Consider the following 13,302-nt stretch of genomic DNA (forward strand, 5'->3'; position numbering starts at 1 on the left):
GATTTTTATGGGCGGTATCGCGGTTTGCCCTGGGAGTTTTGACCCGATTACATACGGACATGTAGATATCATTCGAAGAGGGGCAAAGGTATTTGAGCAAATTCATGTTGTTGTACTAAACAATTCTTCAAAAAATCCGCTATTCACTGTTGACGAAAGATTAGAGTTGATAAAGGATGTAACAAAGGATATTCCAAATGTTACGGTTGCCTCTTTTCAAGGATTGCTTGTCGATTATGCCAGCAATGTGAAAGCAAGTGCCATTATTCGTGGGCTTAGAGCAGTTTCTGATTTTGAATATGAAATGCAAATTACTTCAATGAATCGAGTATTAAATGATACAATAGAAACCTTTTTTATTATGACTAATAACCAATACTCTTTCTTAAGCTCTAGTATTGTAAAAGAAGTTGCTAAATATAATGGTAAAATTTCTGAGCTAGTGCCTCCGACTGTTGAAAAGGCATTGAAAAATAAATTTCAGGATTAAAATGAACGAGCACATTTTGTGCTCGTTTGTTTTTAGCTAACAGGAAAGTTTAAGTTTATTAATGTACTAAAGTAAGGTGTGTTTTCAATTTAAAATCTGCTAATAAGATCGCATAAGAAAACTAAGGCATTTTCCAAAAAGGTCTTGGCGAACGTCAAGTTTTTCTAAAACAATCAAATACAGTTGTTTTAGTACTTGTTGACTTTTCCTATTCGGCTGGAAAGTAAAATGGTATAGGCTAATAGTGCAAAAATTGTAAAAAGAGGACCAATCTCGGTCAAGAAAGCAAACCATCTTTGCAGCCAAGAATTTTCACCTATTAAGAAAACAGGGATAGCCTTAGAAGGTTGTTCAGAATTATAAAAACGCTCGAAAACTTGGTTCCAGAGGATAGCTGTATATATTGCTGCAAATAAACCATGAAAGATTCTCGCAATAAAGAATGGTTTAAAATCAATATCTGTTTGGGCAAGTATACTTGCTACTTGCGCTTGAACACTAAACCCACTGAAAGCTAATATGAAACTAGTAATGACTGCTTGCTGCATTAATGTGGCTTCTTGAACTTGGCTAGTCATTTGACTGCCAAGTGTTATTTCGAAAATCCCCGAAATAAAAGGGGTGCTTAATTCAACAGGTAAGCGAAAAGCTAATAAAATGACTTCTAATCCACTCGCTAAAAAAGCAGTAATTCCGAGGTGGAATAATAATTTATTTATTACAGAAAATAGAATAATAAATCCTCCAATCATAAGCAATGTTCGAATGGAGGACATAACCGCATCCCCAAGCAGCTTTCCAATTGGCCGATTATCATTAATTCTTGTGCGGTGAAGTACTGACAATGCATGTTTTAAAGATGGTTTTCTTTTTTGTTCTTGATTACTTTCTTCTTTTTTTCGTCCATAAAATCTCATGGTTAGTCCTACCGTAAAATTGCCAAGATAATGAGCTAATGCAAGAATAATTCCTAGTTTAGCATTATTAAAAAAGCCAACAGAAACAGCTCCAAAAATGAATAATGGATTAGAGCAATTGGTAAAGGAAACCAGTCGTTCAGCTTCCGTTTTTGTTATTTGGTTTTCTTGTCTTAGTCTTGCTGTTAATTTTGCACCTGCTGGGTAACCAGAAGCCATACCCATGGCCCAGACAAATCCGCCTACTCCAGGAACTCTGAATAATGGGCGCATAAGTGGCTCGAGTAGGACACCTATAAACCTTACTACTCCGAATCCAATTAGCATTTCTGAAACGATGAAAAAAGGTAATAGGGAAGGAAATACAATTTCCCACCACATATTTAGACCTCTAATTGAAGCATCAACTGACTCTTGAGGAAAAGATATGAGTGCAATAGCCATCATCGTAACGGAAAGTGCAAGAATGATTGTTTTTAATTTGGAACGAAACACAGGCAAAGCCTCCCTCAAAAGATGAACTAACTTTTTTGACAGCTCTTCGAAAAACACATTAATATGAAGTGCCCCATTTATGTAATTTTCGAACTGCATATGTTAAAAAATATTTGTAAAAAAGGTGATTAGTAATAATGCCAAAATTATCTGCACTACTTGTCAGCTTTGTCCTCTATAAATCAATATACTCATAGAATATTAAAATAGACCATAAGATTGAAACATGATAAGTATCAGCAATTGGATGAACATCTAGCTACTCACTAGCAGGGTATTATTCTAAAATTGAATAAGCAGATAAAAAATATGTTCTATGATTTGGGAGGAGGAATTCTTTTTGCAGCGGCCGAGAATAGGATTGGCACTCGGATCAGGTGGAGCTCGCGGCTTCGCTCATTTAGGAGTTATTAAGATATTGAAGGAAGAAGGAATTCCAATTGATTTAATTGCTGGCAGCAGTATGGGGGCAATGGTCGGCTGTTTTTACGGAGCTGGTCTTAATATTGATCGTCTTTATAAATTGTCAAAGGCATTTAAACGAAAGTATTATCTGGATTTCACCATTCCAAAAATGGGATTTATTGCAGGGAAAAGGGTTAAGGAGCTTATTCGAGTATTTACACATGGAAAGACACTGGAACAATTGGAACTACCCGTAAGTGTGGTTGCGACAGATTTAATGACAGGAGAAAAGGTAGTATTTACGAAGGGATTGATTGCAGATGCGGTTAGAGCAAGCATTTCCATTCCTGGCATTTTTGTTCCTGAAAAGCTAAATGGCCGTCTTTTAGTTGATGGGGGAGTTGTTGATCGAGTTCCTGTATCTGTTGTAAAGGAAATGGGAGCAGATATTATCATTGCAATAGATGTTTCCCATGTAAAAATAAATACAGAAATCACCACTATTTATGATGTAATCATGCAAAGTCTGGACATCATGCAAATGGAATTAGTTTCACATAGGGAAATAGAGTCTGATATAATGATTAGACCAAGAGTTGAAATGTATAGTTCAAGAGCATTTACCAATATTGAAGATATTATTCGAATTGGAGAAGAGGAAACTCGCAAGCATATTGAAAAAATAAAAGAACTAATGAATGAATGGAAGGAGTTTCCTAATAAATGAAAAATAAATATTTTTTGCGTTCCTTCGTATTTGCAGCAATTATCCTAATGTTAAGCTCATTCTACTATTTACCATACTATGTTTCAAAACCAGGTTTGGCTAAAGAGCTCGAACCGATAATACAGGTTGAGAATGGGTATGAGGAACAAGGAAGTTTCATGCTTACAACAGTGAGAATGGGAAAGGCGAATATTTATTCATATGCAATAGCGAAGCTAAGCAAATATCAGGAAATTTTTCCTATAAAAGCAATAAGAAGAGAGGATGAAACGGAAGAGGAATATAATGTCCGCCAGCTGCATTTAATGGCCACTTCTAAACAAGCTGCTATCGAAACCGCTTATAAAAAAGCAGGAATTCCAATTAAATATCATTATAATGGTATTTTTGTATTAAATGTATATCCGGATATGCCTGCTGATGGGAAGCTAAAAGCAGGAGATCGTATTTTTAAAGTTGATGGTCAGGAATTCGAATCTTCGGAGCAATTTATTAAATATGTTTCTGGAAAAAATGAAGGCGATGAAGTTATATTTACAATAGAACGGCTTAAAGAAATTAAAGAAGTTAAAATTCCTGTAGCAAAAATTCCAGAAACCGAAAAAATAGGTGTTGGAATTGCGTTAGTTGACGATAAAGAAATTGAGGTTACGCCAGATGTAACCATTAATACTGAAGAAATTGGCGGTCCATCTGCTGGTTTTATGTTCTCATTAGAAATATATAATCAACTAGTTGAAGAAGATTTAACTAGAGGCTATCAAATTGCCGGAACTGGAACAATTGATTCGAATGGGAATGTGGGGGAAATTGGAGGGATTGAACAAAAAATTGTTGCTGCAGATAAAACGGGTGCTGAAATCTTTTTTGCTCCAAATGAAAATGGGGCTAATGACTCAAACTACCAAGCTGCAGTAAAAACGGCAAAAGACATAAAGTCAGATATGAAAATTGTGCCAGTAGATACATTTGATGAAGCAATTGAATATTTGCAAGAGTTAAAATCAAAATAGCGGCGAAACGCCGCTTTTTTTGCACATTAAAGTATAAATTGCCAGCGTAGAAGATGATTCGACGTAGTTGCCGATTTTAGGAATTAAGTGCGACGGACAGGACAAGGAAGGCTTCGATAGTGATTAACATCGCACGACCAAAAGAGAACCTTTTGGGAGGACGTGGCATGTATGAGCAAGATAAGTGCAACTACGCCTTTGTCTTCGCCTTTCCAAGGCTCACCAATCAACGAGTTTTCTTTATTTGGAGAAAATTAATTTAAAATGAGAGGCGGCTGTTTGAATTCCATTTCAAGCAAGCGTTGTTGATTTTTTCCTGTTGTACCTAATGCATATATTCTAGATGCTCTGATATCAAGCATAAGCTGTTCATTTTGCTCCAGGGTAAGCTTTGAAATTAAAGGTAAGCCTAGCTGCGCTTTATGTTTGTTTAGATACTCTCTGCCTTTACTTGTCATTCCTAACAATCTTAAATAGGATGCTTTTTCAACCTTCCTATCCATTTCATTTTTAGTAGTATTCGTTAATATGTGAACACATGTCCTTTGTAATCTCGTCCATGTATAGCGTTTTGTTTTAAGTTTTTCCATAAATTGTTTGAATGTATAAGACTCTAGAGCAGTTGAGATCAATCGATTCTCCAGTCCTTCTTCAACTTCGTAAATGTTTTTTAGCTGAGCTGGTGTTGTCTGAATTAACCGGAATTTTAATAATGGAAAATACTGTTCCCAGTCATGGAAGTGACCGTATTCTGCTTTATACTCAAGTAGGCTATTATATGATGTATCAGGCAAATATTGCCTAACGGAAGAAATATCCCCATTTTCAGAGAATAACGCCTTTCTAATGCTCGTTGCACTCGCAATCGTCTCTGATGAAAAATATGCATCATGGTAATCAGCACTTTTTCTTGAGACAGTAAAAACATTAATAGAAGCCTGTTGTTTTTGTACAGAAAGTATGTACTGGTAACCTAAAATATTATTTGGCTTAGACAAATCAAGCATGTCTTCATTTGGCATAAGATCAAGAAAGGCTAGAGATGTTGCTTTTGGATAACTATTGCCTTGTGCAATATGGTATTTTACTTTTTGTTGAAAAAGTTCGTTATTATTTTTGAGAAAATCAATGGTTCGATAGAAGCTGTCAATATTTCCTGATTCACTGCCAAAGCATAAGGAATTGCATCCAGATGCTGCTAGAATTGATACAGCACCGCTTGCAAATGAATCAGCCTGTTGTGTAGCAAAAGTATATGGCAGTTCAAAAACGATATCTGCTCCAGCTTTTAAAGCCATTTCAGTCCGTTTCCATTTTGATACTAAAGCAGGTTCACCGCGCTGAAGGAAATTGCCGCTCATTGCCGCAATAACAATATCTGCATTTGCCTGTTCTTTTGCTCCATACAGATGAAAGGCATGCCCATTATGGAAAGGATTATATTCTACAATTACGCCAACTGCATTCATTAATTTATCTCCTTATTTTAGTTTAAAAAGAAGAGAGGAGGTGAAGGATAAAAAAGGATGGTTGAAAAAGGATAAAAGGGTTAAAATAATCTGATAATGATCACATTATACTGTAAAGAAATTTTATTGACAAATAATTATTTGAAAGCTATAATTACCTTTGTTGCCTTGGGGTGATTCATATGAAATGGACTTTAAGTCAGTTACAAAAAAATCGAAACAAGGAATTTCTCATCGATGAAATTGTTGAGGTTGCGGATATTAAAGCAATTGATTCGACAATCAGAGATGCTTCACCGATGAAAATTACTGGAAGAGCGGATATTGATTCTGCTAAAGTGACCTTTCATTTAAAAATAATTGGTCATTTAACCCTACCTTGCTCTCGTACTTTAGTTGACGTAAATTTTCCAATTAATGTAGAAACTACTGAAACATTTCTCTTAAAGAGTTTCGATTTCGAAACAGAAGAGGAAATTCACCAAGTAAAAGGTGATCTAATTGACCTAATGCCGGTCATTCAGGAAATCCTGCTACTCGAGGTTCCAATGCAAGTGTTCTGCGAAGGTAGCAGCGAAGAAGGAGCTCCTCAATCTGGACATGATTGGGAGGTCATTCAAGAGCAAGATAAAAAGGATACCATCGATCCTCGTCTTGCCGGACTTGCTCGTTATTTTGATCAAAGTGATCCTTCTTCCGATTCATAATTGGAGGAAAAACAAAGAAGCAATTGAAGAACTAGAGCATGCTCTGGCCTTCATAACTTTCTTAGTAGTGAGTGTTTAAAAAGGAAGTAAAGACTTTTTGAATAATATCACTTATTTTCATTAAGGAGGTGGGAAGAATGGCTGTACCTTTTAGAAGAACTTCTAAAACTGCGAAGAGAAAGCGTCGTACCCATTTTAAATTACAGGTTCCGGGTATGGTAGAATGCCCTAACTGTGGTGAAATGAAACTTGCTCACCGCGTATGTAAGGCTTGCGGAACATACAAAGGAAAAGAAGTTGTTAACAACTAAATTCCATATTGATAAAAGCACAAGAACAATAGGTTCTTGTGCTTTTATCGTTTTTTACACTAATTTAGAATTGACTCGACGTTTATCGCAGATTAACTGGCAATAAGACCCTGCTTCAATACTCAGAATAATAAAGGATGTTTAAGTTGGGGATAAAGAAAAACCACGCTAATGGAAGAATAACTTTATTGGGTTATGTTAATTTTTGTTACTATGAAGATGATAGAATAAAGCGGAGGAAAAAAATGATTAAATGGAGGAAGTTATGAAACCGTATATAGTGGAAGAATTTTCTAATGGAATATTATTGTTTACTATTAACAGACCGGAAAAAAGGAATGCGGTAAATTATGAAATTATGGATGGTTTGGAGCATGCACTTAATTTGGCAAATAACAAAAAGGTTAAAGTGTTTGCTATCACAGGTGCAGGAGATCTGGCATTTTGTTCAGGTGGTGATTTATCGGCTTTTCATTGCTTAAGAACTGAAGATGAAGCCTTTGAGATGTTAAATAGAATGTCCGATTTACTAGTCAAGCTATTCTATTTGCAAAAGCCAACGGTTGCCCTACTAAACGGGACAGCTGTTGGTGGTGGTTGTGAGCTAGCTTCTGCTTGTGATTTTCGGATTGCAAGAAAGAATGTGAAGGCAGGGTTTATCCAAGGAACTTTAGCTATTACTACAGGATGGGGAGGAGGAACTTTTGTATCTGAGAAGCTATTGCCAGCAAATGCTATGAAGATGTTAATGGAAGCATCACTATATGATACTAAACAATTAGAGGATCTTGGATTTGTGCAAATGATTGCCGATGGTGATTTACTGGAAAGCAGTAAGCATTTTTTAGAAAAAATGCTTCGTTTAGATGTAAATGTTTTAAAGGCATATAAAATGATGTTTATAAATAAATGGGAAAAAGCTGGTCTTAAAGAGAGAGTTAAGGAAGAAGTTCGCAGATGCTCTGAATTATGGGAAGATGAAGCACATCATAAGCAGGTTGCTAAATTTTTAGGTATAAAGTAAAGGAAATTTGCAATTCTTTGTAAAGATTCAAGCAGGATATCAGTCTATCTTTTCTAGCATAAGCATATGTATAAATAAAAAACAATAGGAGGGATATTCCGATGTCTTCAACTCGTCAGGATGCTTGGTCTAATGATGAAGATTTGCTGCTTGCTGAATTGGTGCTTCGTCATATTAGAGAAGGGGGAACACAACTGCAAGCATTTGAAATGGTAGGGAAAAAGCTTTCGAGAACTGCCGCAGCTTGTGGTTTTCGCTGGAATTCTTATGTAAGAAAACAATATAAATCAGGCATTGAACTCGCAAAAAAACAGCGAAAAGAAAGAAAATATAATCATCAAATGGATAATTCGGAGGAGCATGTAGAATCTGATCACGCATCATTAACTCTTGAAGTTCCTCCGGCTTATAATGATGAAAATAAAAAAATATTGGGATTTGAAGATTTGGTCAGCTATTTAAAGGTGCTTTACGAAAGAGCTGAAAAATATGGTTTGCAAAGCGAAGATATTACATCATATGAAAAGCGAATTCAACAACTCGAAAAGCAATTGTACTATCTTGCATCAGAAAATGAAAAGTTGATAAAAGAATTAAACGCTATTGAGAAGGATTATAAAGCATTAATAGAAATAATGGAAAGAGCAAGGAAAATGGTTGGATTAAGAAATGACGATACTCAAGCTAAGGTTTAATTCTATGGGGAGTAATGAAAGAAAGCGGACAAAAATTTTTGTCCGCTTTTCTAAGCTTTTAGGGATGTCAAATTTATTAATGAACTAATGTGACTGTTCCGTAACACCTTCAGGAATCCAAACAAGAGGATTTTCCCCCCGGTCACGTTCCATATCATAATGAACGGAGGAAAAGCCCATTTTGATCCAAAAATCAGCTGATTTTACTCTTGGATTTGTCTTTATTGGCAGACCGAAACTTTTTGCAAATTCTACGAGCGCACTTCCATAGCCTTTATACTGATAATCAGGAATAACCTCAAGCTTCCATAACTCTAAATAATCCTGTGAAGGATCGAAATATCTGTCAAAATTTTTTTCCACTTGATAAAGACTCATTCTTGCAACTAATTTATCTCCAAAGTAAATTCCGTAAAAGGGAGATTTACTATCGTTTTCAATTATATTGGCTTCGAGGTCTTCGAGCATTGATAGCTCTTGTAAACCGTATTCTTTGAACTTTTTAAACTCTTCCAGTGTTTTGTAATTTACAATTAGCTTTTCAACTTTATAGTCCATTTGTATTCCTCCTCCGCTGAGATCTTTAATAATGTTACTATCCTAATATATATTTGTTCTAACAAAAAAATGTAGGTGAGTTATTTCTATAAACTTATTATATAACAAAAAAACTAATAATTCTGCATGTAATTAAAAATCAGTCCTTTACCGATATTTTTTTTGAATGATGTGTTGTGCGTTATAAAAAATTCGGAAGCGTTTACAAATTAAGAAGGAAAAAGACAGAAGATTGTAGAAATATATTAAAATGTAAGTGCAATTAAGAAGTTTAAGATTTTTTGAACAACTTTTACATCAAGAGTATAGAAAGGGGAGAGAGCGTGCGGAAAATATTAATTGCAAATAGGGGAGAAATTGCTTTAAGGATCATAAATACATGCCATGAAATGGGAATTGAAACAGTTGCTGTATATTCTGAAGCAGATAAGGATTCACTTTTTGTTAAAAAGGCAACTTACGCGTTTTGTATCGGAGAAGCGCCTGTAAGTAAATCTTATTTAAAAACAGATGTGATTCTGGAAATCGCTAAAAAAGAAGAGGTTGATGGCATCCATCCTGGCTATGGTTTTAATTCTGAAAATGCAGATTTTGCAAGGGCTGTGAAGGAAGCAGGAATCACCTTTATTGGTCCAGATCCTGAAACAATTGAATTAATGGGTGATAAAATTGTTTCAAGGAGAACAATGATGGCTGCTGGTGTACCTGTAGTACCTGGAAGTGAGGAAGGTGCATCTACATTTGAAGAGGCAAGCAGACTTGCGGAGTTGATGGGATACCCAGTAATGCTGAAAGCGAGTGGTGGAGGTGGAGGAATTGGTATGGTGCGCTGTGAAAATGAGCAAGCGCTCGCCAAGTCCTATGAATCTACAAAAGCCCGTGCTAAAGCCTATTTTGGTTCAGAAGAAGTTTTTATTGAGAAATATATCGAAAACGCTAGACATGTTGAGGTTCAAATCTTTGGAGATCATCATGGCCAGATCGTTCATTTGTTTGAAAGAGACTGCTCAATACAAAGACGACATCAAAAGGTGGTTGAAGAATCTCCTTCCCCATTCCTGTCAGAGGATGGGAAGAGAAAAATGTTTGAGACAGCTTTTCAAGCAGCTTCAGCTGTTAACTATAAAAATGCAGGAACGATTGAATTCATTGTTGATGAAAAGGAAAACTTCTACTTTTTAGAAATGAATACTAGGCTTCAAGTAGAGCATCCAGTTACAGAACAGATTACTGGTCTTGACCTTGTGAAATGGCAAATTCTTGTGGCCCGAGGTGAAAAGTTGCCACTGCTTCAAACAGATATTAGAAGCTCAGGTCATTCAATCGAATTTAGATTGTATGCAGAAGATCCAAAAAGCTTTCTACCTTCACCAGGAAAAATTGAATTGTTTGAATGGAATAGCTTTCATGGGGTACGTGTTGATCCTGGTTATGAGTCAGGCTCCATTGTGACTCCTTATTATGACCCAATGATTGCCAAATGTATTATACACGGTGAAACAAGGGAGGATGCAATCACGAAGGCTAGTAAATTTTTTAACGAGCTAAAAATAGAAGGAATAAAAACAAATGCCCTACTTTTTAATGAAGTTTTGAAGGACCCTGAATTTCAAAAAGGCAATTATTCTACAAGCTTCTTAACACAAAAATCTTTTACGAAAAACTAGGAGGAAAAGATAATGAAAGAAATTATATCATCAATGGCAGGAACAGTTTTAAATGTAATGGTTGAAGCGGGAGATGTAGTTACTGTTGGACAAGAGGTTTGTATGTTGGAGTCAATGAAAATGGAAATACCAGTGGAAAGTCAAGGTGCTGGTAAAGTTATGGGGATTAAAGTAAATATTGGGGATTTTGTAAATGAAGGCGACGTACTAGTAGTACTTGAATAGGGGGGAGAAGGAATGACAGCTACACATACTTTAGTTGAAAAGTTGAAAGAAAAAAGCAGGGAAATTGAAGCTGGCGGACATCAGAAGTATCATGAAAAGCTCCAAAGTCAAAATAAACTTTTTGTAAGAAAAAGATTAGAAATCCTTTTTGATAACGGTAATTATGAAGAGGATGGTAAATTTGCAAACTGTATGGAGAAAGATTTGCCTGCTGATGGAGTTGTCACAGCCATTGGAAAAATAAATGGAGAAACTGTTTGTGTCATGGCGAATGATTCTACTGTTAAAGCTGGATCTTGGGGAGCAAGAACAGTAGAAAAAATTATTCGTATTCAAGAGACAGCTGAAAAACTAAAAGTGCCATTATTGTATTTAGTTGATTCTGCTGGTGCGAGAATTACTGATCAGCTTGAAATGTTTCCGAATAGAAGAGGGGCTGGAAGGATTTTCTATAATCAAGTCAAGCTTTCTGGTATGATACCACAAATTTGTTTGTTATTTGGTCCTTCTGCTGCTGGTGGAGCATATATTCCGGCTTTTTGCGATATTGTCATTATGGTTGATAAAAATGCATCCATGTATTTAGGATCACCACGAATGGCGGAAAAGGTAATAGGTGAAAAAGTAACATTGGAGGAAATGGGCGGAGCCCATATGCATTGTACGGTTAGTGGGTGTGGGGATATACTTGCATTAAGTGAAGAGGAAGCAATCGAAACAGCGAGAAAATACCTTACGTATTTCCCTGCTAGCTTTAAGGAGAAACCAAAGAAACTTGCAGTAACACAGCCGAGAGAAGGTCGTGATTTAGAGGAAATCATTCCTAAAAATCAAAATGCCCCATTTGATATGTATGAATGTATTGATACATTAATAGATGAAGGCAGCTTCTTTGAAATAAAAAAACTATTTGCTGCAGAATTAATAACTGGACTTGCAAGAATTGGAGGAAGAGCAGTAGGTATTATTGCAAATCAGCCGAGAGTAAAAGGCGGGGTATTATTTGTGGATTCTGCCGACAAAGCAGCAAAGTTTATTCAGCTATGTGATGCTTTCCATATTCCTTTATTGTTCCTTGCTGATGTTCCTGGCTTTATGATTGGTACAAAGGTAGAGAGAGCTGGTATTATTCGACATGGAGCAAAAATGATAGCTGCTATGAGCTCGGCAACAGTTCCAAAAATTTCGGTAGTCGTTAGAAAAGCTTATGGTGCTGGACTTTATGCAATGGCAGGTCCGGCATTTGAACCTGATTGCTGTATTGCTCTTCCATCGGCTCAAATCGCTGTTATGGGACCGGAAGCGGCAGTAAATGCAGTTTATTCGAATAAAATAAATGAAATCGAGGATCCGAAAGAGAAAATCGCATTCGTACAAGAAAAACAGAGAGAATACAGTGAGCATATTGATATATACAAACTGGCATCTGAGCTAATTGTTGATGATATCGTGTCACCTCAAGAATTAAGAGATGTTCTTATTCAGAGATATGAATTATATGAGACGAAGGACCTGATCTTTAGTGTTCGTAAACATCCAGTATACCCAGTTTAAATTCATCACTCCCTTTTTCGATTTCGAGGAAGGGAGTCTTATTTCCTTCATTTTTTTTACTTATTGTTTCCTTTCTTACCAACTTTAATTATTTTTCTGTTAAAATATGACTAAATACATTAATTCAAAGAGGCTATTATGAAAATTGCAATTATTGGCGGGGGTTCAATTGGCCTACTGTACGCTCATTATCTTAGTAAATTTCATCGGGTTTTTTTATATGTACGAACAAAAGAGCAGAAGATTAAAATATCATCAGAAGGCTTAATTTTTGAGAAGAATGATAGCAAGTGGTTTGATTCTTTTCAGACAACTGAATTTTCTAATTGGAAGGGCGATGAAGATATAACGATTATTGCTGTAAAGCAATACCATTTGCAATCGGTTTTAACAGCCATGATGAAAGTTGTTCCTTTCTATACGGGGACTTTATTGTTTCTACAAAATGGTATGGGTCACTTAAAATGGCTTGAGATAATAAAAGCAAGAAATATTTATATCGGATCTGTTGAACATGGTGCGAATAAGGTGAATTTAAATCACGTTATACATACTGGTAACGGTATAACGAAGTTGGCCTATTTTAAAGGACAAGAACAATCTGTAATAAAAGAAATGATACAACCTCTCCTAGATGAGTTTCCGTTTACTTTTGAAGCTGATTATATAGAAATGCTGCAGAGGAAACTGATTGTCAATGCGGTTATTAATCCTTTAACAGCAGTATTAAATGTAAGAAATGGTGATCTTTTGAGTAATCCGCATTACTATCATACTTTTAAAGAGTTATTTGAAGAAATTTGTTGTGTTCTAAATATTGAAGATAAAAAGGGTGCATTATCCTATATTGAAAATATATGTAGAAAAACATCTGCAAATCGATCATCCATGCTTAAAGATATAGATGAAGAACGTCCAACTGAAGTAGATGCTATTCTTGGTTATGTTCTTGAAAAATCGAGAGAAAATGAAAAAAATGCTCCTCTTACAGAAGTTTTTTTTCATCTGATAAAAGGAAGGGAGTATAAAAGAGAAGAGGGGTAAG

Annotated in this window: 14 protein-coding genes; 11 read left to right on the top strand and 3 right to left on the bottom strand. The window is 35.7% G+C overall.

The genetic code is table 11. The features are described 5' to 3' along the window. The first annotated feature begins 7 nt into the window (after positions 1 to 7). On the top strand, positions 8 to 490 hold the full coding sequence (gene coaD, locus KHA94_RS02595) for a pantetheine-phosphate adenylyltransferase (RefSeq protein WP_213100582.1): 483 nt from the start codon (positions 8 to 10) through the stop codon (positions 488 to 490). A 188-nt stretch (positions 491 to 678) separates the two neighbouring features. Here coaD and ylbJ read toward each other — a convergent pair whose 3' ends face one another. After that, positions 679 to 1,902, bottom strand: a complete 1,224-nt coding sequence (gene ylbJ / locus KHA94_RS02600) for a sporulation integral membrane protein YlbJ (protein WP_213100583.1) — start codon at positions 1,900 to 1,902, stop codon at positions 679 to 681. A 340-nt stretch (positions 1,903 to 2,242) separates the two neighbouring features. Here ylbJ and KHA94_RS02605 point away from each other — a divergent pair, with 340 nt between their 5' ends. Both KHA94_RS02605 and KHA94_RS02610 read left to right on the top strand, forming a co-directional pair. Further along, the gene (locus tag KHA94_RS02605) at positions 2,243 to 3,034 is read left to right on the top strand and encodes a patatin-like phospholipase family protein (protein ID WP_213100584.1); all 792 of its coding nucleotides are present in this window, start codon (positions 2,243 to 2,245) and stop codon (positions 3,032 to 3,034) included. Next, a complete protein-coding gene (locus KHA94_RS02610; RefSeq protein ID WP_213100585.1) occupies positions 3,031 to 4,047 on the top strand; it encodes a SepM family pheromone-processing serine protease in 1,017 nt (338 codons plus the stop codon). Before KHA94_RS02605 ends, KHA94_RS02610 begins: the two co-directional genes overlap by 4 nt. 254 nt (positions 4,048 to 4,301) lie before the next feature. On the opposite strand, the gene KHA94_RS02615 is transcribed toward KHA94_RS02610, so the two are convergent. Next, the gene (locus tag KHA94_RS02615; RefSeq protein WP_213100586.1) at positions 4,302 to 5,516 is read right to left on the bottom strand and encodes a nucleotidyltransferase; all 1,215 of its coding nucleotides are present in this window, start codon (positions 5,514 to 5,516) and stop codon (positions 4,302 to 4,304) included. 182 nt (positions 5,517 to 5,698) lie between these two features. Here KHA94_RS02615 and KHA94_RS02620 point away from each other — a divergent pair, with 182 nt between their 5' ends. From KHA94_RS02620 to KHA94_RS02635, 4 genes are all read left to right on the top strand, one after another. Beyond that, a complete protein-coding gene (locus KHA94_RS02620; protein WP_213100587.1) occupies positions 5,699 to 6,223 on the top strand; it encodes a YceD family protein in 525 nt (174 codons plus the stop codon). A 137-nt stretch (positions 6,224 to 6,360) separates the two neighbouring features. Continuing rightward, positions 6,361 to 6,534 (top strand): 50S ribosomal protein L32, encoded by a 174-nt coding sequence (rpmF, locus tag KHA94_RS02625; RefSeq protein WP_003348855.1) that lies wholly within the window; start codon positions 6,361 to 6,363, stop codon positions 6,532 to 6,534. A gap of 265 nt (positions 6,535 to 6,799) precedes the next feature. Then, entirely contained in the window at positions 6,800 to 7,558 is a 759-nt protein-coding gene (locus tag KHA94_RS02630) for an enoyl-CoA hydratase/isomerase family protein (RefSeq protein ID WP_213100588.1), read from the top strand. A 101-nt stretch (positions 7,559 to 7,659) separates the two neighbouring features. Beyond that, positions 7,660 to 8,253 (top strand): RsfA family transcriptional regulator, encoded by a 594-nt coding sequence (locus KHA94_RS02635; protein ID WP_213100589.1) that lies wholly within the window; start codon positions 7,660 to 7,662, stop codon positions 8,251 to 8,253. An 84-nt stretch (positions 8,254 to 8,337) separates the two neighbouring features. On the opposite strand, the gene KHA94_RS02640 is transcribed toward KHA94_RS02635, so the two are convergent. Continuing rightward, positions 8,338 to 8,811 (bottom strand): N-acetyltransferase, encoded by a 474-nt coding sequence (locus KHA94_RS02640; RefSeq protein ID WP_213100590.1) that lies wholly within the window; start codon positions 8,809 to 8,811, stop codon positions 8,338 to 8,340. Positions 8,812 to 9,134: 323 nt separating this feature from the next. Here KHA94_RS02640 and KHA94_RS02645 point away from each other — a divergent pair, with 323 nt between their 5' ends. The 4 genes from KHA94_RS02645 (at position 9,135) to KHA94_RS02660 (ending at position 13,301) form a co-directional block, all read left to right on the top strand. Beyond that, positions 9,135 to 10,478 carry an acetyl-CoA carboxylase biotin carboxylase subunit gene (locus KHA94_RS02645; RefSeq protein ID WP_213100591.1) on the top strand — a complete coding sequence of 448 codons (1,344 nt, stop codon included), beginning with the start codon at positions 9,135 to 9,137 and terminating at the stop codon, positions 10,476 to 10,478. Positions 10,479 to 10,490: 12 nt separating this feature from the next. After that, a complete protein-coding gene (locus KHA94_RS02650; protein WP_213100592.1) occupies positions 10,491 to 10,703 on the top strand; it encodes a biotin/lipoyl-containing protein in 213 nt (70 codons plus the stop codon). A 12-nt stretch (positions 10,704 to 10,715) separates the two neighbouring features. Then, positions 10,716 to 12,257, top strand: coding sequence for an acyl-CoA carboxylase subunit beta (locus KHA94_RS02655; protein ID WP_213100593.1), 1,542 nt, complete (start codon positions 10,716 to 10,718; stop codon positions 12,255 to 12,257). Positions 12,258 to 12,395: 138 nt separating this feature from the next. Further along, positions 12,396 to 13,301, top strand: a complete 906-nt coding sequence (locus KHA94_RS02660; protein WP_213100594.1) for a 2-dehydropantoate 2-reductase — start codon at positions 12,396 to 12,398, stop codon at positions 13,299 to 13,301. The last annotated feature ends 1 nt before the right edge of the window (position 13,302 follow it).

Origin of the sequence: Cytobacillus citreus (assembly GCF_018343665.1) — a bacterium.
In the GTDB taxonomy this organism is placed as follows: Bacteria; Bacillota; Bacilli; order Bacillales; family Cytobacillaceae; genus Cytobacillus; species Cytobacillus citreus.